Below are 22,224 nucleotides of genomic sequence, written 5' to 3' on the forward strand. Positions count from 1 at the left end.
GTTGTCATTAAAGCTCAAGACCAATATTGGAGATTCCAGCTTCCAAGGCAAGTGCTTTCATTTCATCTGCCGCTTTCGCTGGGTATTTGGCTTGCTCTACATAATCAAGCAATTCGTTTTGTACCTCAACTTCAAACTCCATCAGCGGGTGCCCTTTTACAGTCTCGTCATCGGCTTCTTCGCTTTCTAGCAAATAGGCTTCTACGCTGCCTTGCGATAACTTGCTGATGACCACTGCGCCTTGCGGATCGTCGCCTGCCATCAAATTTAGCAAACCAGCTAGACCAATAGCTGCATCAATTGCTGGATAAACGCCATAGTTGTCATGCTCACTGGTATCAGGTGTAGCCACTTCAACTTTCTCAAGCTGTACCGCAATGTTGAATTTGCTCTTGGGTGATTTCAACGTTTCCCACACCAAATTCAAACAGTTGCGCAATGCGCTTGCATCACCACTTTCCGTTAATTCACAGAAAAGCGTGTAGTTGGGTAGCATACGCTCAAGTAATGCAGCACCGAATGCAACGGCTTTCCAGCCTTCCAAGGCGCGAACGCGCCCAAAGGTATTAAGTTTTTGCTTTGCCATTTAAAGGGCTCCAGTGGCATGCATGAAATATTGGGTAACGCCATCCAGCAACATTTGGATAGCAATCATAACTAGGATCATACCCATTAATCGCTCCATCGCAACTAGACCGCGCTCCCCCAGAATTTTATGGAACACATTTGAAAATAGTAAGATCACTGCGCTTATCGACCATGAAGCCGCAAGCGCAATCGACCAGTCAGCCATTCTGTCTGGCGCTTGGTTGGCAAGAAGAATAAGCGCAGCCAGCGTTGAAGGGCCCGCTATCATAGGAATAGCTAGAGGTACTAGAAAAGGTTCTTCACCTACAGCTAATCCACTGGGGTTGCCAGATGATGGAAAAATCATTTTAAGCGCAATAAGGAACAGAATAATTCCCCCAGCGATACTTACTGTCTCTTGTTCCACGTTCAGAAAGTTGAGAACCGATTGGCCACTGAACAAAAAGAGAAACAGGATGCCAAGAGCGAATAATAATTCTCGAATTAGGATGACTTGACGACGCTTTGGTTCTATCGATTTGAGTACCGACATGAACACAGGGAGGTTACCTAAGGGATCCATGATCAAAAAGAGCATGATGGCAGCAGACCAAGTATCCATTTTTTTACTGTCTCCGGTTGTGAGGCTAAGCCCGTTTGCGCGTAAACCATTGAGTATAACTCAAAGTTCTTACAGATGGTCGTTTTAGGCGCGCAATGGTAAACCAAGCTGACTTAGTTAAAAACACCTTTTAAGGCATGATTGTTTTTCATTTATCTAGAGCCTGCAAAAAATACTCGAAAAATAACGAAAGTGCGCTTTACTAAAGCGTAGGGAGAAGTGTTTGTCATTTCTAAGTGGTGTTTTCGCCTTATTCACGGTCAGAATTCAAACAGCCCAATTGGCTTTTTCTACACCTTTTGGATAATGTCTTATCTCCAGAGCTTTTGATGTAATAGTGGGTAACATCATTTTGTTTAACGTTTTGTTCTGCGCATTGTTCGGCGTTGGAACCTGTTAATCCTCAATAAGAACAACCAAAAATAGGAAATATTGCAATGAGTTTGATGACTGTTAAAGAAGTGGCTGCTTTTCTTGGCGTACAAGAAGTGCGCGTAGAGCGCCTTGAGCGTGAAAGCCTTTTGGTTTCGAAAGATAAAGACACCGACGGTAACCCACTTTTCGACAGTGGCGACGTTGAACGCTATAAAACGCTAGCCGAGCGTTTAGGCGGGATCTAATTTACAGAAAAAGGGCGTTATTTTTTACAAAGTCACGCCCTTTTTATCTTTTGCGCGAAGCGATGTTATTTCAAGTAACGCTATTCGCTTTGCCTCTACTCATCCACGTGGCACAACGTGCGACGTTTAAAAATAGAGTAGAGTAGCGTTCGACAGCCATTGGAGGCGTCGAACGCTATTTTATTTATGCACTGAAGTCTTTCAGCATTCTCGCAATTGAGCGAATACCTTTCGCTGTTGCCCCTACCGGCATTTCAGATGTTGCCCCGCCATGGTAAGCAGCGGCTAAATCCAAATGTACCCAGCCTTCTGGCTTAACAAAGCGTGATAAGAAGCCCGCAGCGTTTGATGCACCGCCACCACCGCCACCTTTCATTGGGCGACTGTTTGCTGTATCTGCGAACGCCGATGGACAGCGCTCTGCGTGGAAATCTTCAAGTGGTAGCGGCCAAAAACGTTCGTTTTCTGCCTTTGCTGCTTTAAGCATTTGTTCGCGGGCATTATCATCTAACGAGAATACGCCATGGTAGTCAGAACCCAGTGCAACCACAGCAGCACCGGTTAGTGTTGCTGCATCAATAATTAGCGGTGCGCCCGTCTCTGTTGCCGCCATAAGGCCATCAGCCAACACTAAACGTCCTTCAGCATCGGTATTAACCACTTCAACGGTTACCCCATTTTTATAGGTAAGCACATCACCTAACTTATAAGCGTGACCGCTAATAAGGTTTTCTGCACAGCACAAAATAAGCTGAATACGCTTTTCACTGCCTTGAGAAATAGATAGCCCTAATGCCCCTGTTACCGTCGCTGCGCCGCCCATGTCACATTTCATATCTAACATGCCTTCGCTTGATTTAATGCTGTAGCCACCGCTGTCGAAGGTGATGCCTTTTCCAACTAGCACGGCATCAACTGGCGCATCCGTATTACCTGTTGGGTTGTAATCAAGTACCAGCATTGCAGGCGGACGTTCACTACCGCGGCCCACATTATAAATGCCAATCCAGCCCTGCTCTTTAAGATCTTCACCTACCGTCATTGAGTAGGTTACCTTGTCACCACCCAGTGACTTAAGCCACTGTGCTGCTCGGGTTGCTAAGGTTTCAGGGCTTAGATCTTCAGGTGTTTCGTTTACCAGCTGACGGGTAAATAGTAACGCCGCATATTCTTGCTCTAGCGCTTCTTTGTCAGCCGTTTCGGCCCATTTTATTAACGCTGGTTTGCGCGCACGCGTGAAGCTAAGTGCAAAAGCCCACTGCTGCTCTTTGTGCCAATCGCCGCTTAGCGTAACTGCTGGCAGGCTTAAGCCATCTAGCTTTCTTGCCGCTTGCTGAATTAAACGCTCATTAAGCTTGTCGTCAGGCAGGTGAATAACTGCACCTGATTCAGTGAAAGAAAGCTTAGCACTCTCGCCCCACACTGCTTCAGCACTGTTTCTAGAAAGGCTAACGGTAAATTCTGCCATCGCGTTTTATTCCTTATTACATCGTTATATTATTGCAAAGCGCTTTTTGCGCTTGCACAAATGTTTGTTACTCTTTGGCGCCTTGTTTACTGCGCTTGTTGTTCGCTAACCACATACGCTTTGTTCGCTAAGCGCATACGCTATACGTGCTCGTTCAAAAGCACACATATCAATTAGCGAATCACACTAACGTGTTTTCACCTACATTCTAAAAAAGGCGACACATGAAGTTTTCACCTTCCTTATTACGCGGCACCCTTATAAAAAGGTACAAGCGATTTCTTGCCGATGTTGAGTTAGACGACGGCACTATTGTAACTGCACATTGCCCAAATACTGGCGCTATGACTGGCTGTGCTGTTCCTGGATACACTGTCTTTTTAAGTGAATCCACCAACCCAAATCGAAAACTCAAGTATACATGGGAGCTAGCCCAAACATTTGATGGTCACTTCATCGGCATTAATACGCACAATGCTAATAAACTGGTGGCGGAAGCGCTAGATAACAAGGTGCTAAGCGAATTTTCAGACATCACAGATTGGAAAGCAGAAGTAACACCGCCAACCGCCAATAGCCGGTTCGACTTTGCATTAACCCGAAAAAATGTTGAACATCAGAGTGTTACTGAGTATATGGAAGTTAAATCCGTCACCTTAGCGGATGAAAACAAAGGGTTCTTCCCCGACGCAGTCACTCAACGCGGCGCGAAGCACTGTTTAGAACTTGCGCGTTTATCTGACAGTGGTATAAAAACCAATCTATTATTCTGCGTACAACACACCGCCATCGAAAGTGTACAAGTGGCCGAGCATATTGATCCAACTTATGCAGAAAGCGTAAAGATTGCCGCAAACGCTGGCGTAACGGTTTTGGCGGCAAGCTGTATAATAGACGAACAAAAAATCCTATTAAATCAAACACTCCCTTTGATTTTATAAAAAATAGGTTGATTTTTTTCATTTCGCCTTCATATTTGCGCCTTGTTTTAGTGGGAGAACGCACTAATGCGTTTGCTGGTAGCCAGCGGGCTAAATGAAAAAACACCTGGCTAATTTATGAAAGCAATACACCAGCATAATAATTACATAGACACGATTGATTGCCTGAAGTTGTCGAGTCTGATATAGATATCGGTCCAATCAGGACAAGATGGATGTCGTAGTGTAGGAGATGTGGCAGATGCCAACAGGAAAAGAAACAAAATCCCTAGGACTATTAGCGCTGGCAGGTTTACAGCCGTACGAGCCAAAAGCTGACGAAGAGTACATGGGCGAGCCCCAAATGGAGCACTTCCGTCTATTGCTTAAAGCATGGCGCAACCAACTTCGTGAAGAAGTTGACCGTACAGTAACGCACATGAAGGATGAAGCAGCAAACTTCCCTGATCCTGTAGACCGTGCAGCTCAAGAAGAAGAGTTCAGCCTTGAGTTACGTACACGTGACCGTGAGCGTAAGCTAATAAAGAAAATTGAAAAAACGCTTAAGCGAATTGAAGAAGACGATTTCGGCTTCTGTGACCAGTGTGGTATCGAAATTGGTATTCGTCGCTTAGAAGCTCGTCCTACAGCAGATTTATGTATCGACTGTAAGACCATGGCTGAAATTAAAGAAAAACAACTTCAAGGTTAAGTTACTAGCCTCGATTACGTTGATATAGAAAGCCTCATCCCGAAAAGATGGGGCTTTTTGTTAAGCCTTTATTATGCATAACCACTATGTAGGGCGCTTTGCTCCCTCTCCATCCGGCCAACTTCACTTCGGTTCGTTAGTTACCGCTGTTGCCAGCTACCTAGATGCCAAAAGCCATAACGGAAAATGGCTGCTACGTATGGAAGATATAGACGAGCCGCGCTGTATTAAAGGTGTAGATAAAGACATACTCACTACCCTAGAAGCCCACGGCCTGTATTGGGACGGCGACGTCATCTATCAAAGCCAACAACATGCCCGTTATCAAGCGGTTCTCGATGACTTACTTACACAACAAAAAGCCTATTTTTGTACCTGCACACGTAAGCAAATTAAAGCCATGGGCGGTGTTTATAACGGCCACTGTCGGACTGAGCCAGTACACTCCAACACACAGGACTGTGCAGTTCGTTTAAAAGTAGATACTCAACTTGAAGCCTTTGATGACGTGCTTATGGGCAAAGTTATGCCCTCTAATTCAAGCTCTGATTTAATAGCCGAAGACGTAGTACTGAAACGTCGAGATGGCTTATTTTCGTATAACCTTGTCGTGATTTTAGATGACGTATTTCAGCAAGTTAACCATGTCATTAGAGGGTGTGATTTAATTGATGTCACGCCTTTACAGCGCGCCGTATATCACACGCTGGGCTATTCTACTCCTGAATACGGTCACGTGCCGGTCGCTGCCGTGGCACCAGGCAGAAAACTAAGTAAACAAAACCGTGCAGCGCCAGTTAAAAACGAAACAGCTTTAGATAATCTCGTGCGTGTGATGCACTTTTTAGGCTTTTCCTTTCCAAATGCGTCAGAATTTGGTGATATTGATTCGGCGCTTAAGACGGCTATTTCAATGTGGAATAGGAAAAAAGTAGTGAAAACACCCGAAATTATTGTTCCACAGCATGAATCCACTTATTATAGCGAACCTTTATAGTCTGCGGAGATACCATCATCATTCATCGTGTTTTTAAATCTGTTAAGCGCGCTTTTTCAAAAGAGAGTTCGTCTCCTAACGCTTTAAAGCCAAGGACTATGACCCGTGGAGAACACGGTATATCTCGCGAAGACGTAAGCGCAAATGCATTGAAAGTAATGTATCGCCTTAATGGAGCTGGCTTCGAATCCTATTTGGTAGGAGGCTGTGTACGCGACATTTTGATGGGTCACGAACCAAAAGATTTCGATGTGGTGACGAACGCCACACCTGAACAGATTAAAGGCTTGTTCAGAAATTGCCGCCTTATAGGCAGGCGCTTTCGCTTAGCCCATATTGTATTTGGCCGCGAAATCATTGAAGTAGCCACGTTCCGCGGGCATCACCAAGAGTCAGACGAAGACGAAAACCTTCCTAAAGGCAAAGCGGTTGCAAAGCGCGACGCTCACGGTCAATTAGTACGCGATAACGTATTTGGCACCATTGAAGAAGATGCTGAACGCCGTGACTTTACCTTTAACGCCATGTATTACAGCGTGGCAGACTTTACGGTAAAAGACTTCGCGAATGGCCTAGCCGCTATAGAAAAGCGAGAAGTTGAGCTTATTGGCGACCCGGAAACACGCTACCGTGAAGATCCGGTACGCATGCTACGTGCGGTGCGCTTTGCCGTTAAGCTTGGCATGCGCATTGAAGCAAAAACCGCTGCACCGATAAAATCTCTGGCCAACCTTTTACAGAACATTCCACCAGCGCGCTTGTTTGAAGAAACCCTTAAACTGTTTTTATCGGGTAAGGGAGAAGAAACCTTCTTAATGCTGCACGAATACGGCTTAATCGAGCCTTTGTTCCCTCAGCTAACGCCGTTTTTGAAAGATGAAAACAGCCGTGAAATGCAGTTTGTACGTCGCGTACTTGCCAATACCGACGAGCGTATTAATAGCGACCAGCGAGTTACGCCAGCGTTCCTTTACGCCGCACTACTCTGGTATCCGGTTGAAGAAGAGTCACAACGCTTACAAAGTGAGTCTGGCTTAAATGCTCACGATGCATTTAATATTGCGTCAGGCGAGGTTATCGCACGTCAAACACAACGTATTATGATCCCTAAACGCTTCTCTACCGTGGTTCGGGACATCTGGATTTTACAGCAACGCCTACCTAAGCGCTTTGGCCGTCGCGCTTTCCAATTGCTCACGCACCCTAAATTTAGAGCAGGCTATGACTTTTTACTTGCCCGCGGCCAAATTGAAGGAGGCGATCTATTAGAGCTAGCTCAGTGGTGGACGCACTTCCAGCACGCTGACAACGGTAAGCAGAAAGGCATGCTTAACGCCCTTCGCAAAAGCGAAGGCGGCGCAAAAGGTGCCCCGCGTAAGCGCAAGCGTAAACCAGCGAAGCGAGGTCCTGATGCATAAAGAGCACGTTTACATTGGTGTAGGTAGCAACCTCGGCGATAGCCGGGGAAAAGCCCAGCGCGCGTTTGATGCGATAGGTCAAATCGAAGACACCCGCGTACTTAAAACCTCTTCACTTTATTCTAGTAAACCGATGGGGCCGCAAGACCAACCTGACTATATTAACGCGGTGTGCTTAATTGAGACCTCGTTAAAGCCCCACGGCTTATTGAAGCAGCTGCAACGCATTGAGCTGGAAGAAGGCCGTGAGCGCAAAGGTGAGCGCTGGGGTCCACGCACGTTGGATTTGGATATTTTGTTGTACGGCAGCGAAACTATCGACACCGCAGACTTAATCATTCCCCATTACGGCATGGCAGAGCGCGAGTTCGTTATGGTGCCGCTGTTTGAAATTGCGCCCAATATGGTTATGCACGATGGCAAACCCATCTCGGCATGGGTCGCTAACTGCTCGCTGGATGGACTTCGTCGCCTGCGCTCTTCCAATTAGCGGCAAAATCCGTATAGTTCGCCACACGATACCAACAATATCAATCTGAGACATGTCATGAAGAAAGTAACTGTATCGGGCTTGCTTAAGAAAAAGCAGGCCGGGGAAAAGATCACCTCTTTAACCGCTTACGACGCCAGCTTCGCCAAAATGTTCGACGAACAAGGCGTTGACGCCCTTCTTATTGGCGACTCTTTAGGCATGGTCCTTCAAGGTGAAGACGACACCCTACCGGTAACCATCGATGACATTGCCTACCACACGAAAAGTGTGCGTCGCGGCACTGAACGCGCCTTCGTATTAGCCGATATGCCGTTTATGTCTTACGCCACTCCTGAGCAAACCTACGCCAATGCAGCAAAGCTTATGGCTGCAGGTGCAAGTATGGTTAAGATGGAAGGTGGAAGCTGGTTGTGCGACACCATCAAAGGCTTAAACCTGCGCGGCGTCCCTGTGTGTGGCCATTTAGGCTTAACGCCTCAGTCAGTGCACGTATTCGGTGGTTTTAAAGTACAAGGCCGCGAAGCGAGCCAGGCTGAAAAACTGCTTAGCGAAGCGAAAGCGTTGGAAGAAGCCGGTATTCAGTTATTAGTGCTTGAGTGCGTGCCTTCATCGCTAGGCAAAGCGGTTAGCGAAGCCCTAACCATACCGGTAATCGGTATAGGCGCAGGCAAAGATACCGACGGTCAAATTCTGGTGATGCACGACATGTTTGGCATCAGCGCAAACTATATGCCGAAGTTCTCAAAGAACTACCTTGTAGAAACCGGCGATATGCGCAAAGCCGTATCAAAATATATTGAAGATGTGCAAAGCGGTGCGTTCCCATCGGCTGAACACAGCTTCGAGTAACGAGGTAAATTATGAAGGTGGTTGATAGTATTTCAGCATTACGCAGCACGGTGAACGCATGGCGACGTAATGGTGAAACCATAGGTTTTGTACCCACTATGGGCAACCTGCACGATGGTCATCTCAAACTAGTTAAAAAAGCGAAAGCGCACAACGACAAAGTGGTGGTTAGCATTTTTGTTAATCCCATGCAATTTGGTGCGAACGAAGATTTAGACGCCTATCCACGCACTATCGAAGAAGATAAAGCTAAGCTTATTTCTGTGGGTGCTGACGCGGTGTTTTTACCTAGCGTAGCGGAAATGTATCCGGCAGGTCTGGATGCGCAGACGTTCGTTGAAGTGCCCGGTATTTCAGACTCGCACTGTGGCGCCAGTCGCCCTGGCCATTTTCGCGGCGTCGCTACCGTGGTGACCAAGCTTTTCAACATGGTACAGCCCGACGATGCGTTTTTTGGTGAAAAAGACTTCCAGCAGCTACAAGTTATTCGCGCGTTAGCTCGCGATTTATCAATGGCAGTGAAGGTTCACGGGGTTTCTACTGAACGCGAGACGTCAGGCCTAGCAATGAGCTCTAGAAATGGCTACCTGACGGACACTGAAAAAGCGACGGCGAGTGCTATTTTTGCAGAAATGCAGCGCTTAAAAGCGGGCATAGAAAGTGGTAACACCGACTTTGTTGAGCTTGAAAATGCCATGGCCAGTAACCTTGAAGCAAAAGGCTTTAAGAGAGACTACTGTCAGGTAGTTAACGCCGCCACCTTTGAACCAGCTAGCGATAGCGACAAAGAATTAGTTCTGCTTGTTGCTATGTTTATGGGCAAGACACGCTTAATTGATAATATGCAAATCACGCGAGATTAAGCGTAATACCAATCCTCGCGGATAGACTCGAACTACAAAAGAAAACGCCCGATGCATGACTCCTAAACAGAGCCTGTATCGGGCGTTTTTTATATGTAGCTGTTAAAGTCCGCAGTTAAGATGCAACGGTTTCTGTTTCGCGAACGAAATCCATTAGCTCTTTCCAAGCCTGTGTCTCTTTCGCAATTAAGTGTTGCTCAGCCAAAATTGCGGCCAAGTCGTTATGGCTAGTAAGCGGATTCGCTAACACTACGCGAAACACGGTAATACACTGGGAAGGGTAATCAGGCGCTTCCAGGCGAGTACGAGACACAAAAGACTTACCTGCTTCACGCTGCTGCTTTTGTACCGCAACAACAAGGGCGTCAACCTTCTCATTAATAGCGTTGCGGGTTTTAGCATTCACATGCTTTAGCTTTTCCTGCACTTCAGCGGGACAAACGCGATAGGTCAACAGTGATAGAATAGGTGTGGTCGTCAATTCAAAGTCTTGGGCTTTATCAATCATCTGCGCAAAGTCTTTGGCTTTATCAATGCTGCGATCAATAAGTAGCTCGTACCCTTTGCGACCGAATATATGCAGCGCCGAGTACACCATCATGGCCATACCGTTTCGGGAGCCTTCAAGCGTGGTAGCACCTAAGTCTTTAGAGCCTGCACGCAAAATATATTGCGCGTGATGTCTTACCGCATTGGCATTTTGTGGGTCTTTGAAAAGCGCCATTCCTGCGCCCATTGGCACGTACATTTGCTTATGTGCATCAATAGTCACTGAGTCTGCGCGTTCAATACCTTTTAGTCTGTCGCGATAGCGCGCCGAGAACAGCGTAGCGCCGCCCCAGGCTGCGTCTACATGGAACCAGCAGCCTAATTCTTTGGCTACGTCAGCAAGCTCGTCTAGCGGGTCTACGTGCCCTGTTTCGGTGGTGCCGCCTACCCCAACGATAGCAAGAAGCTTATTGCCTTCCTCTTGATAACGTTTACCAATGCGAAGGGCTTTTGCTGGGTCTAGGGTTTGCTTTGGCGCGGGCACAGTTAATAATTGTTCGCGACCTAACCCCAATACATCCACAGCCTTTGACAGCGAGTAGTGCCCACGTTTACTGCACATCACGCCTAAATTGTTAATGTCGTAGTGACGATAGGCAGCGGCAAGCCCTGCTTTTGCCACGCCAGAAAACCCTTTTTGTGGGCCTAGTAATTTGTTGCGAGCCACCCATAAGGCAGTGATGTTGGCAATGGTTCCGCCAGAGCAAAATGCCCCCAAAGAATGGGCCGCACTGTGTAGATGGTTGTCGTAAAAGCTTTGAGGCTGATCGTACACAAGGTTGTGCATCATACCCAATACTTGACGTTCTAGCGGCGTGAAAGCTTTAGACGTTTCTATTTTAACCAAGTTCTGGTTAAGCCCGACCATTAACTTAGAAAGCGGCAGGTGAAAATAGGGCAACGCTGAGGTCATGTGACCAATAAAGGTAGGCGAGTAAGTATTAACTGAATGCGCAACAAGCTTATCTAACAAGCTTTCAGCATGAGTAGACACAAACTCGGGTGACTCAGGCACCTTGGAGTCTGAAAAGTCTTTTTCAATTTCTTCTAACGACGTCTTTTTTGTCACTACGTGCTGCGACAAAAAATCTAAGATATTGTCAGATAAATGCTGCTCGATTTGAGCCAGCTTTGAGTCTTTGTGTTCAGGCTTGGTAAAGACCCTAAACAGGTGCTCTAAACTAACTTGCGCTTCACCCACTCAACACACCTCATACTTAAAACAATCACACATTTCGCTTACATTTATTGGGCGAAATCAACAGGCGGTTTTGTAGGACACCGGCCTGACACTTACTTTTCCTTTTAGCCAAATAGCATTCGACACAATTACTTTGCGACTGGTGCAGCTATTTATCCAACATATCCCTTAACGGTACATCGGCTGGGCTAATGCGCGTTGACGCGGTCCATTCGTTGCCAAACCTGAAAACTTATCACAATACTTTCAGGGTGTCGCACTTTACATCAGATTGCAATGCTCGCCAAGGGTTAGCGCACGGCATTTAAGCGACTATTAACGTTTTATTACATGCAAAAAACTTATGAAGCGGTTAACTCTGCACACGTATTTAAACGAATTCCCCCGAATTTTGTACCGCAAATTTTATCAGTCTCTACTATATTTAATTTATGAATAGTACCAACACGAGTCTCTCGTATTGGTTTTCCATCTTCTAATTGCGAGCCTAAGTAGCCATTGAACTCACATTCAAGCATTCATCGCTGCGATAAAGTACTGCTTCAAAGCAAGGGGGTCTGTTTATGCCCATTCGTGAAATTTCCGAGGATTTCTCTATCGATGATATCGTGCCTTATTTTCAACCCATTGTTGACTTACAAAGCCAAGGAGTATGGCGCTACGAGTGCCTGGCACGCTTGATAACCCGAGGTGATAAGACTTTTTTACCTAGCGAATTTCTCTACCTTATAGAGCGCGAACAACACGTAAATACGCTTGCAGCGAGCATGTTTGTGCAATGTGCCAGCTATTTTCACGACGTTAATATCCCTTGGAACATCAATATAACTGCCAATGACCTTCACAATGTAGAGCTTACTAATACCCTCATCACCCATTTAGCAAGCTATCCCACGCCGGAGCGTGTAAGTATAGAAGTGAGTGCTTCTACTGCCCTATCCAATCCGAAAAGCCTTACCGCATTTATCGAAAAAAGCATGCATGTGGGGCTGGGCGTTTTCATCGACAACGTTGGATCATGCCCAGGTAACATACGAGCGCTTATGAACTTGCCGGTTCGAGGGATTAAGCTCGCTGGCGGGCTAATTAAACACTATGACGAACAAGAGGCAGTGAGGGAATATGTAGACTATCTGCTGTCGCTATGTGAACGCCATGGAGTAAGCACTATTGCCGAGCACGTAGAAGATGAGGCGCATCTAGAACGCGTAAAACGCCTGCCCATTCGTTATGCACAGGGATATGTGTTTAGTCCGCCCATGGCGAATGTGCGAAGTGCCACTGCGCGCCATTAACAAGCGAATTATACGAATTTGAATAACAAACGGGGCGAGATTTTCATCTCACCCCACTTTTATCAGCTTTCAGTATTTCTTGCTGCTATAGCAGACTCAGCTTTCTTCGCTACGGCAGTTAAGCAGCCAGCACGATTGACCGCTCCCTCGGTACTTTCGCTCAAACGGCGTCATGTGATCATCGCCAGTAACTTCAGATAAATCAGATACCATGCCGTAATGTTTAGCCGCTTGCGCAAATTCCATTAGATAAATAAGCCAGTTGCTACGCACCTCAATATTAGGTGTGATCGCCATCAGGTCCACCATGGCCGCACTACCGTGCCAGCGCTTTTGAACCTGCGTCTTTTTAGGATAGGGGTTGGGATACAGCAGAAAGTGCTGAGTCACGTTCCAACTAGACTGCTTTACTAAGCGCCAAAAGTCGTTCACATCGGCACGAATGACCCGATAGTTATCTTGCTGTGCACTGTAATGCTCGTGTTTATCCACCCGCAGCGCCGACTTATCGATACCGATAACACGCGCATCGGGGTTTGCTCTTGCAATATTCGCCGTACTTTCGCCAACGCCGCAGCATGAATCTAAAATGATCTCGCCGCTAAAGCCATCAAGCCACGCACTGACTTCGTCAAACGCGGCTTGTGTATGGTCGCTAATCGGTCGCTTATTTTCACTCGCTTGGTACTTTTTCACTAAGTCGTCTAACTTATCGTGAATACCTACCTGCGATGTTGTGATTTCTCTAGAATTACCGCTGGCCATTAGCTACGAATACCTTTACCCGTTTTAAGTAGGTAGTACGCCACACCAAATAGCAGTGCATTAAAGCCCACTAACAAGGCAAGCGACAAGGTTACATTTACGTCAGAGACCCCTAAGAACCCATAACGAAACCCGTTAACCATATACACAACAGGGTTCGCCTTACTCACCCACTGCCAGAACTCAGGCAATAGGGTAAGTGAATAAAACACACCACCTAAGTAAGTTAACGGTGTTAATACAAACGTTGGAACCACGCTAATATCATCAAAGGTCTTCGCAAATACCGCATTAATTAAACCCGCAGTCGCAAACAAGGTAGAAGTGAGTAACAACGTGAGCGCAATAATGCCCAAATTGTGTATTTGAACATCAACGAAAAACAACGACACTAAGGTAACGATAATACCTATCAGTATGGCGCGGGCCACGCCGCCGCCCACATACCCAAGAATGATGACCGAAGTGGGTACTGGTGACACCAACAGCTCTTCAATATTGCGCTGAAATTTAGCACTAAAAAATGAAGAGGACACGTTGGCGTAGGAGTTTGTGATTACCGACATCATAATAAGGCCGGGCACAATAAACTCCATGTAAGTAAAGCCGCCCATTTCGCCAATGCGGTTGCCGATGAGGCTACCGAATATCACGAAGTACAAACTCATTGTAATAGCTGGCGGCACAAGGGTTTGTACCCATATGCGCAAAAAGCGCGTGCATTCTTTTATCCAAATAGTGGTTAGCGCCACATAGTTTTGCTTAAACCAACCCACGTTTTCTTCTGTGTTCATTTGTGTACTTTCAGTTTTCATGTTTTTCACCTTTACCTGCTGTGGGTTTAGCCAGCTTGCTTCGCTGATTCAACTAAACGCACAAATAGCTCTTCAAGGCGATTTGATTTATTGCGCATGCTCATTACTTGAATACCCTTTTCACTTAGCTGGGTGAAAACCGGGTTCAATCCTTCCGTTTTCTCAACATCAACTTCAAGGGTATGGTCGTCAATCAAACGGTGTTCAAAGCCCGTTAGTAGGTCATCTGTCGTCGTCATGCCATCTGGAATTTTGATATCCAACACAAAGGTTTCTAGGCTTAGTTTAGACAATAAAGCTTTCATGCTGGTGTTCTCGACAATGGTGCCCTTGTTAATAATGGCGATATTGCGACACAGCATTTCTGCTTCTTCAAGATAGTGGGTAGTGAGGATAATCGTGATCCCCTGACGGTTAATCTCTTCTAAGAAACCCCACATAGAGCGGCGAATTTCAATATCTACGCCCGCGGTTGGCTCATCTAAAATAAGCAATTTCGGCTCATGCATGAGTGCTCGAGCAATCATCAGTCTTCGCTTCATACCACCCGATAGCTCACGCGCGCGGGCATCGCGTTTTTCCCACAGGTCGAGCTGAGCAAGGTATTTTTTAGCACGCTCTTTCGCAATACTGCGCGGTACGCCGTAGTAACCTGCCTGATTCAATACAATTTGCAGTACAGTTTCAAATTGGTTGAAATTGAACTCTTGTGGCACCAGACCAATGCAGGCTTTGGCTTGCTCTTTTTGCGTTGTGAGGTCATAACCAAACACCGACACACTGCCATTGGTTTGGTTTACAAGTGAACTGATAATACCAATAGTGGTAGATTTACCCGCCCCATTTGGGCCAAGTAATGCAAAGAAGTCTCCTTCTTGCACTGTAAGGTCGACGCCTTTTAGTGCCTGTACGCCACCTTTGTAGGTTTTGGTTAACCCTTTAATGTCCAACGCTTTCATGATTTGCCCGTAGTGAGAGTGTGATCACTAAGACGTATTGACCTTTGATGCAAACCAAAGGTCAGCACGCCCTAATTAACTTTAGTGAGATGCCGTTATCTGTCGCTAACAACTTACAACCAACGAAGTGTAACCTAGTTCATGCCATTAAATGAATACACTCGCGTTTAGTGGTTGCTTTAAACAGTTTAAGCTTTCGTCTTCTAAATGAGAGCGAAAACGCCTTTTTTCAACCCCAATAAAAAAGCGCTGCGTACCGTTGGGGTAGTACGCAGCGCAAAGGGTAGCTTAATACCAGTCTGAATAGATAATTAAGACTTTTACGTAGAAGTTCAGCCTTACCGCTTCCACGGCACTGTTTCCCCTCTCCTAGTCTTTGAAGAGGCTTCTACAGTGCAATCCGTCTATCTTGCTTGGCACTTAAAAAAAGCAGTGCACTAAACTCGACGGACAAATACTATTAAACCCGTTATTCATGGCAAAAAAAGCGCGTAATTGTGGAAATGTGGTGGTGATTTAGCTTTCCTGTAGATTTAGCACGTGAAGCTGCACGCCAAGCGTTTTATTAATCCGCGCTTCGGGACGTTGTGTGGGGCTGCCGCCAAAGATAAAGTCCACGATAAGCCCCTCAAATATGGCGTAAATGAGGCAGGCTTGAGGATTTTATGCCGAACTTAGGCAATAGCTGTCATTCATAGGTATAGTGTGCGCTCTATCAGAATTATATTTGCGGGTTAATGTATGCCAAAGACAATTGCATTAGTGGAAGATGACGCGGCCATTCGCGAAAATTACATTATGGCGCTTAAAGCGCAGGGCTATAGCGTGAATGCCTATGAGGACAGGCCTTCTGCTGCTGAAGCGTTTAACCACACCTTACCCGACTTAGCCATTATCGATATTGGTTTGAAAGATGAAATTGAAGGGGGCTTTATGCTGTGTCAGCAACTGCGAGGCCTATCACAAACCCTACCTATCATCTTTTTTACTGCACGAGATAACGACGTAGATACTATCAGCGGCCTTAGAATGGGCGCGGACGATTACCTGACTAAAGATATCAGCATGGCTCACCTGCTTGCGCGAATTGCCGCTTTGTTCAGACGTACAGACTTACTTGCTGCCCCCACAGAGCAAAAAGATGAACTAAAAGTTGGCGACTTAAAAGTAGACGTGTCGAGAATGACGGTAAGCTGGCAGAACCAGCCCGTTTTGTTGACGGTAACAGAGTTTTGGATGCTGCATGCGCTCATTAAGCGCCCTGGTCATGTGAAAAGCCGCCAACAGCTAATGGATGAGTCCAGAATGGTGGTAGACGACACCACCATTACTTCGCATATCAAACGTATGCGTAAAAAGTTTGTGCAGCTTGACCCAAACTTCGATCATATCGACACCGTGTACGGCATGGGATATCGCTGGCAGCTATAGCGGGCTTTCGACAAAGACCACGTTTCATCTGATTAAATGATAAGGGCAACCGACTAAAAACATGGGATTTCGCTTTTCAATACGCCTGCAGCTTATGGTGCTGTCGCTGTTCTTATTCACCATACCCTACTTAGGTTATAACTATGTGTGGGAACTTGAACAGTATCTGCGAAACGGTCAAGAACAAACCATGATTGGCACGGCGCGAGCTGTTGCCACTGCCCTTCACGAGCGTCCCGCTTTGTTTGATAGCCAATCGGCGTATCTTCAAGACGTGCGCCCTGGAACAGATCTTTACGCGCCACCTATCCCGTCCCCCATTCGACTTGATGGCGAACTTAACGACTGGCAGCAAGTCAGCGAGTTAATGAGTGAGTATGGCAGTGGCGAAGTTATTGAGTACTACAATGGCTACGCGGGAGAACCTACCAGCTTATCGTTCAAGCATATGGTGGGGCGCTACGGTCAATTTCTGTATGCCATGTTTGAAGTCAGTGATGACGTACTGCTGTGGCGACAACCCAATAGTTTAAGCGTGGAGACTGGCGACCACTTGCTTGTGGGCATGGAAACTCCACAGGGAGAATTAGCAAGGTATGTTGTCGCCCCTTATGAAAGTGGCTGGGTAAATGCGTACAAGCTTGCAGAAAACACAACGACAACTCGGGCGGTAGAGAACGCGCTCTCTATTCAAGGCCGATGGCAAGAGACTGCCACGGGCTACAACATTGAACTGCGCTTTCCGCTATCAATGACCACAGGCGGCTTAGCATTTTCAATTGTCGATGTGGACGACAGGGCAAGTCGATTGAAGCAGTACGCGTTAGGTACGGCTAATACAAAAGAGCTCGCTGAATTAGGTACTGTTATCACTCCTTCCCCTGAAATTGAGCGCATTCTGGCAGGTTTAAAATATGCCGATTCACGGGTGTGGGTCGTAGATAAACACAAGCGGGTACTCGCCCGCGCTGGTGACATTCAATCGGCCACTGGTATTGAAGTAGATGAAAAAGAAACCTCTTCAAATGCAATTTGGCACTGGGTTGAAAGTGAGTGGTTACTTCCACTTTATTATCAAATTCTTACACGGCCACCGGCCGACTTCATTGACGAGCTAGACGATGCTTATGCATTGGTAGGGCAGGATTTAGGCACTGCGCTGAATGGCCAACCCGATTCACTATGGCGTTTGTCACCCGATAACAAAGCCATAGTACTTTCCGCTGCCTACCCTATTTTTATTGAAGGCAACGTAATGGGGGCGGTTATTGTAGAGCAAACCACCAATGGTATTCGTACGTTGCGGAACCGGGCGTTGGAACAGCTCTTTCACGTGATTTTAGCAGTGATGACCATAGGTACTTTAGGGTTACTGCTGTTCGCTACGCGAATTTCAAACCGCATTCGCTCCCTTCGCGATAACACCGAAGCGGTGATAGATGATAATGGCAAAATCATTGGCACCCTTCCGGTTTCAAATCAGCGTGATGAAATTGGTGATTTATCCCGTTCATTTGCGGATGTGCTTTCACGGTTACAGCAGTACAACTCCTATTTAGAAAACATGGCATCCCGCTTATCTCACGAACTTAGAACGCCCATTGCCGTGGTAAAATCGTCGCTGGATATGCTGACTCAGGTGAATGACGCCGACCAACAAGCCGTTTTTGTTGAGAGGGCGCAATCAGGGGTGAACCGCCTAAGTACAATATTAAACAGTATGAGTGAAGCCACCCGATTAGAGCAGGCCATTCAACAAGAAGATTTAGAACCATTCGACTTAGTTAAGGTGATATCTGGGTGTATTGCTGGTTACGAACATGCCTATAGCCATCGACGCTTTAGTTTTACCCACAATGCTGATACTGCGCGCATACTTGGCTCCCCTGAACTTACGGCTCAAATGTTCGATAAAGTTATCGCTAACGCCGTAGATTTCAGTGAAAAAGAAAGTGAAATCCAAGTCAGTATTACGGTTAAGGACAAGCAAGCTGAGTTAACCATTAGTAATACCGGGCCGCTTCTTCCTGAAGGAATGAGGTCTCAGTTGCTTCAGTCTATGGTGTCGGTGAGAAAAGAAAGCGATGTGCAAAATGCCTCTTCACCGCACTTGGGGCTAGGGCTTTACATTGCCAACATCATAATGACCTTCCACAAAGGTCAGTTATCTTTATTCAATCGGAAGGATAGTACAGGTGTAGTCGTCAGCGCGCGCTTTCCTTTGATGTAAATGAATGAAAAAAACGTCCAACTCGGTCTATAGTTAAAGTCTAATAAACTTTGCTACATAGATAGCGAAAGCCGAGCACATACCTTATACCAGTCCACATAGGTTATTATCTATACGGATTGGTATTGAATAGGCTATACGTAGTCATATGCTTTCGTGTCAACAATGGACGCATAGCGCTTTGTCTTTCTGTCTAAGGCTAAAGCCATTATAAAGAATGAATCACAATGCAAAAAAACAACACGTTATTGATTAAATCCATGTCATTTGCGCTTTCTATTTTCTTTACTTCTCATCGAAGGGCGAGCACGTTCAACATAACTAGTTTTATCACAGGTACATTCACTTCGAGCGCTCTCTTACTAGCCGGCGCTACTCTTTCATGGGCACATGCCGCTGAGACATCCTTATCAGCAACGCCAAGCATTTCGATATACGTTAGCGACGCCAATGGGGAGCCTGTGAAAGATATGGTGTTAACCCTAACGCCTAACTTTACGCTCGCGTCAACACCACAGCGTGAAGAAGAGCCCGCCATAATGAATCAAATCGATAAACAATTTGCACCTCACGTGCTTGTTGTTCAATCAGGCACAGATATTTCGTTTCCAAACGCAGATAATCTTTTTCATCACGTGTATTCTTTTTCCCCTACAAAACAGTTTGAGCTAAAACTCTATAAAGAGTTTACCGCTGAACCGCTTCGCTTTGAGCAAGCTGGTATTGTAGATATTGGCTGCAATATTCACGACTGGATGCTGGGCTATATTGTGGTAACCGACAGCCCATTTTTCGCAAAAACCAATGAAGAAGGCCTAATGAATGTTTCACTTCCGGTAGGCGAGTACAGTGTTATGACCTGGCACCCGCAGCAACCTGATGTGAAACTATTTAACAGCGCAACATTGCATATCACCAACTCACAAGAATACAAATTTGTTCTTGATGCAGTTTTCAGTGACGATGACTTCGACGAAGGATTTGGCGATTATTAATGCGTAATGTCTTTGCCTTAACCGTCTGTTTGCTTTGCACGGGTTTGACACTTCAGGCTCACGGAGAAACCAAGGCCCTAGTAAGAACAAGCTTTGTGGCAAAAGATGATTCGCGAAGCTTTCAGCAAATGGGGGCCGGCCATCAGCGTTATGAAAGTAACGGCATACAGCTCTCTCATGCTGTAGTGATAGCTGACTTTATGTTAGCGGATAGTTGGTCGGCAGTTGGCGTCATCAATGGTTATAGCGATGGGGAACAAAAGGTTGGATTCTCCGAACTTTATTTAAAATATCGCCCGTTAGTCGCATCCAGCATAAAACCTGAAGTAAAAATAGGGGCATTTTTTCCTGCTCTCTCAGCGGAAAATACCGACGCGGGTTGGTTATCGCCTCACTTTCTAAGCAACTCAGCAATTAATAGTTGGGTGGGTGAAGAACTAAGAACGGGCGGCATCGAAGTAAGTCTACGACAAAATGGCAGGCAATTAAGAAGCCACTGGTCATGGAAAGTATTAGGCAGCGTATTCAAAGGTAACGATTCCACCGGCACTCTGCTTTCTTGGCGAGGGTTTGCCCTTCACGACAGGCAGTCCGTTTATAATGATCGCGTAAACTTCCTCCCCATTCCCGGCGTCGTCGATGAAGATAAGTTAAACGCACCGGCATGGACTGAACCCTTCAGGGAAATTGACAATCGGTTTGGGTACTACGTAGGAGCTCACTTAGCCTATGCTAGAAAGGCCGAGTTGCGTTATTACTATTACGACAATAATGCAGACCCGAACATTGTTGACCCAGACCGCATTTATGCCTGGCATACGCGCTTTCATTCGTTAACACTGCGATATTTACCACGACCTGAGTTAACGGTGTTTTCTCAAGTGCTACTAGGTGACACTTTGATGGGGGAGCATATCGTAGACAACGATTTTTCCAGTGCGTATATCGGTGCGGCATACAACCTAAAGCAATTAGGCTGGGAAGATTTAACGTTAGCCATGCGTGGGGACTGGTATCAGGTGGTAGATAACGATGATGTTATGTATGACCCGAATGGAAGCAGAGGTAACGCCTTTACCGTTAGCGTAAGGTACGACATTACCGCTTATTTATCCGTTAGCGCAGAATGGCAATTAAATTCAGGGCATCAGGAGAATTTGCGTTTTTTCCAATCCGACGAGGACTATAGAGAACAACTATTTCAACTGGCATTCACTGTAACTCTGTAGCGACGCGACTGGTGTTCAGTCCTACCCTTTCGCCACTTCAATTAAATCAAATTTTGTTTCGCTGTCACCTTTCACCATCACCTGACACTGTCCCCAAGAGCTTGGAATTTGCCAAACATGCGCTTCGGCAACCGTGAATTTTTCTCGATGAGTATCACAACGGACTTCAACGGTATCAAGTTCTCCTTGGATGTTGCCAAAAGCAAACTTACTTCGCACGAGAGTGTGGAACCAATTCCCATCACTTCCTATCGTTACGGGCACGGTTAAGTTTTGCTCAGATGCAATAGATTCTTCAATCTGACTAATTAGCGGCGCGATCTCGCCAATACGCGTTTCTTGCGCTTCCATGTCTTGAAGTGTGGTGTAGGATTTTAATGCTTCTGCATAATACCCGCGCTGAGCATCGAGTATGATTTTTCTTTGAAGGGCGTATGCCACATAATCTTCATCAAACACCATGTTATTGAAGCGCTTACTACCGTTGCTGGCAAGTAATCGCGTTAGGCTTTGCGCTTCCCTCTCTACGTCACCTTGTTTGCTCGCTATATGAGACTCCAAGTTTAGCAACCACGTATTTTCATAGCGGTTTAGCGTATCCCAGCCTAGAAGCTCTTTAAGTGCTTCATCAGCCGCGTCAACATCACCCGCATTAAAGCGCTCGTCTGCGTCTTTATAAGCTTTAATAAATTTGCGTGTGGCACCGCTTTTTCCGCTTATAGCGAAATCCATTTGGACTGCTTGATGACACTGCTGGGTAGGTTCGCCATCTTTGATCGCGGGGTTATACTGCCATTTTTTAACCGCTGACAGTGCACTGCGTTTGAAAGAAGGGCTTCCAAAGAAGTCTTCTACAACAGGGTCTTTCACTCTGCCTTCTTCGTCGATAACGTAGCTTAGCCTAACCCAACCTTCTCGGCCTTTTCTAATGGCTTGAGATGGGTATTTAGGATCGACACGTTTCAAAGGCGTCGCTGGTGTAAATGCGCTTATGCGCTCTACTTCATCAGCTTTCGATTCAGCGAGCGCTTTTTCTTCAAGATCATCACATGGGATACTCAGTTCCTGTGCAGCTGCACTTGCCGTGAAACCTGTAGCGAGCAAAGCCGCTAAAACGAGCGACGATTGGGTTTGCTTAACAATACTTTCCTGGGCTGAATATTCTGTTCTCAATGCTTTTTTCCATAAATCCTGTTTCATATTCATCATCCTTAATAATGGCTAAA

At 46.1% G+C, this 22,224-nt stretch carries 21 protein-coding genes; 13 read left to right on the top strand and 8 right to left on the bottom strand.

Annotated features, from left to right (window positions below):
* Positions 1-7: 7 nt before the first annotated feature.
* Positions 8-586 carry a YjaG family protein gene (locus ACFI6L_RS04955; protein ID WP_014977586.1) on the bottom strand — a complete coding sequence of 193 codons (579 nt, stop codon included), beginning with the start codon at positions 584-586 and terminating at the stop codon, positions 8-10.
* Entirely contained in the window at positions 587-1,189 is a 603-nt protein-coding gene (locus ACFI6L_RS04960) for a YhgN family NAAT transporter (protein WP_014977587.1), read from the bottom strand.
* A 437-nt stretch (positions 1,190-1,626) separates the two neighbouring features.
* Here ACFI6L_RS04960 and ACFI6L_RS04965 point away from each other — a divergent pair, with 437 nt between their 5' ends.
* Positions 1,627-1,809, top strand: coding sequence for a hypothetical protein (locus tag ACFI6L_RS04965; protein ID WP_014950994.1), 183 nt, complete (start codon positions 1,627-1,629; stop codon positions 1,807-1,809).
* A gap of 184 nt (positions 1,810-1,993) precedes the next feature.
* Here the strand turns inward: ACFI6L_RS04965 and pepB are convergent, their stop codons facing one another.
* Entirely contained in the window at positions 1,994-3,277 is a 1,284-nt protein-coding gene (pepB, locus tag ACFI6L_RS04970; RefSeq protein ID WP_061486687.1) for an aminopeptidase PepB, read from the bottom strand.
* A gap of 224 nt (positions 3,278-3,501) precedes the next feature.
* Between pepB and sfsA the strand changes: the two genes are divergently transcribed.
* The 7 genes from sfsA (at position 3,502) to panC (ending at position 9,529) form a co-directional block, all read left to right on the top strand.
* A complete protein-coding gene (sfsA, locus tag ACFI6L_RS04975; RefSeq protein ID WP_202285987.1) occupies positions 3,502-4,218 on the top strand; it encodes a DNA/RNA nuclease SfsA in 717 nt (238 codons plus the stop codon).
* Positions 4,219-4,459: 241 nt separating this feature from the next.
* On the top strand, positions 4,460-4,909 hold the full coding sequence (gene dksA, locus ACFI6L_RS04980) for an RNA polymerase-binding protein DksA (protein ID WP_014950997.1): 450 nt from the start codon (positions 4,460-4,462) through the stop codon (positions 4,907-4,909).
* A gap of 73 nt (positions 4,910-4,982) precedes the next feature.
* Positions 4,983-5,906, top strand: a complete 924-nt coding sequence (gene gluQRS, locus ACFI6L_RS04985) for a tRNA glutamyl-Q(34) synthetase GluQRS (RefSeq protein WP_131138234.1) — start codon at positions 4,983-4,985, stop codon at positions 5,904-5,906.
* A gap of 98 nt (positions 5,907-6,004) precedes the next feature.
* Positions 6,005-7,324 (top strand): polynucleotide adenylyltransferase PcnB, encoded by a 1,320-nt coding sequence (gene pcnB, locus ACFI6L_RS04990; protein ID WP_014977591.1) that lies wholly within the window; start codon positions 6,005-6,007, stop codon positions 7,322-7,324.
* Positions 7,317-7,814, top strand: coding sequence for a 2-amino-4-hydroxy-6-hydroxymethyldihydropteridine diphosphokinase (gene folK / locus ACFI6L_RS04995; protein WP_049588998.1), 498 nt, complete (start codon positions 7,317-7,319; stop codon positions 7,812-7,814). Before pcnB ends, folK begins: the two co-directional genes overlap by 8 nt.
* Before the next feature lie 57 nt (positions 7,815-7,871).
* The gene (gene panB / locus ACFI6L_RS05000) at positions 7,872-8,666 is read left to right on the top strand and encodes a 3-methyl-2-oxobutanoate hydroxymethyltransferase (RefSeq protein ID WP_014977593.1); all 795 of its coding nucleotides are present in this window, start codon (positions 7,872-7,874) and stop codon (positions 8,664-8,666) included.
* Between the two features lie 11 nt (positions 8,667-8,677).
* A complete protein-coding gene (gene panC, locus ACFI6L_RS05005) occupies positions 8,678-9,529 on the top strand; it encodes a pantoate--beta-alanine ligase (protein ID WP_462573540.1) in 852 nt (283 codons plus the stop codon).
* Positions 9,530-9,644: 115 nt separating this feature from the next.
* Here panC and panP read toward each other — a convergent pair whose 3' ends face one another.
* Positions 9,645-11,279 carry a pyridoxal-dependent aspartate 1-decarboxylase PanP gene (gene panP / locus ACFI6L_RS05010; RefSeq protein ID WP_014977595.1) on the bottom strand — a complete coding sequence of 545 codons (1,635 nt, stop codon included), beginning with the start codon at positions 11,277-11,279 and terminating at the stop codon, positions 9,645-9,647.
* Positions 11,280-11,842: 563 nt separating this feature from the next.
* Between panP and ACFI6L_RS05015 the strand changes: the two genes are divergently transcribed.
* Positions 11,843-12,574 (top strand): EAL domain-containing protein, encoded by a 732-nt coding sequence (locus tag ACFI6L_RS05015; RefSeq protein ID WP_014951004.1) that lies wholly within the window; start codon positions 11,843-11,845, stop codon positions 12,572-12,574.
* A 96-nt stretch (positions 12,575-12,670) separates the two neighbouring features.
* On the opposite strand, the gene trmB is transcribed toward ACFI6L_RS05015, so the two are convergent.
* Genes trmB through ACFI6L_RS05030 form a run of 3 tightly spaced genes read right to left on the bottom strand, consistent with a single transcriptional unit; the run spans position 12,671 to position 15,113 of the window.
* A complete protein-coding gene (gene trmB, locus ACFI6L_RS05020) occupies positions 12,671-13,339 on the bottom strand; it encodes a tRNA (guanine(46)-N(7))-methyltransferase TrmB (protein WP_014977596.1) in 669 nt (222 codons plus the stop codon).
* Entirely contained in the window at positions 13,339-14,154 is an 816-nt protein-coding gene (locus ACFI6L_RS05025) for an ABC transporter permease (protein WP_014951006.1), read from the bottom strand. Before ACFI6L_RS05025 ends, trmB begins: the two co-directional genes overlap by 1 nt.
* A gap of 26 nt (positions 14,155-14,180) precedes the next feature.
* Positions 14,181-15,113 (bottom strand): ABC transporter ATP-binding protein, encoded by a 933-nt coding sequence (locus ACFI6L_RS05030; RefSeq protein WP_014951007.1) that lies wholly within the window; start codon positions 15,111-15,113, stop codon positions 14,181-14,183.
* A 741-nt stretch (positions 15,114-15,854) separates the two neighbouring features.
* Between ACFI6L_RS05030 and pdsR the strand changes: the two genes are divergently transcribed.
* The 4 genes from pdsR to ACFI6L_RS05050 all read left to right on the top strand — a co-directional run bounded on the left by pdsR (position 15,855) and on the right by ACFI6L_RS05050 (position 20,998).
* Positions 15,855-16,544, top strand: a complete 690-nt coding sequence (pdsR, locus tag ACFI6L_RS05035) for a proteobacterial dedicated sortase system response regulator (RefSeq protein ID WP_014951008.1) — start codon at positions 15,855-15,857, stop codon at positions 16,542-16,544.
* A gap of 61 nt (positions 16,545-16,605) precedes the next feature.
* Positions 16,606-18,774 (top strand): proteobacterial dedicated sortase system histidine kinase, encoded by a 2,169-nt coding sequence (gene pdsS, locus ACFI6L_RS05040; protein ID WP_462573541.1) that lies wholly within the window; start codon positions 16,606-16,608, stop codon positions 18,772-18,774.
* 227 nt (positions 18,775-19,001) lie between these two features.
* Positions 19,002-19,769: a methylamine utilization protein gene (locus tag ACFI6L_RS05045; RefSeq protein WP_069945077.1), complete on the top strand. Its 768-nt coding sequence runs from the start codon at positions 19,002-19,004 to the stop codon at positions 19,767-19,769.
* A gap of 95 nt (positions 19,770-19,864) precedes the next feature.
* A complete protein-coding gene (locus ACFI6L_RS05050; protein WP_462573542.1) occupies positions 19,865-20,998 on the top strand; it encodes an outer membrane beta-barrel protein in 1,134 nt (377 codons plus the stop codon).
* 21 nt (positions 20,999-21,019) lie between these two features.
* Here ACFI6L_RS05050 and ACFI6L_RS05055 read toward each other — a convergent pair whose 3' ends face one another.
* A complete protein-coding gene (locus ACFI6L_RS05055) occupies positions 21,020-22,198 on the bottom strand; it encodes an energy transducer TonB (protein ID WP_462573543.1) in 1,179 nt (392 codons plus the stop codon).
* Positions 22,199-22,224: the final 26 nt, after the last annotated feature.

Source organism: Alteromonas sp. G4i35 (assembly GCF_054960375.1).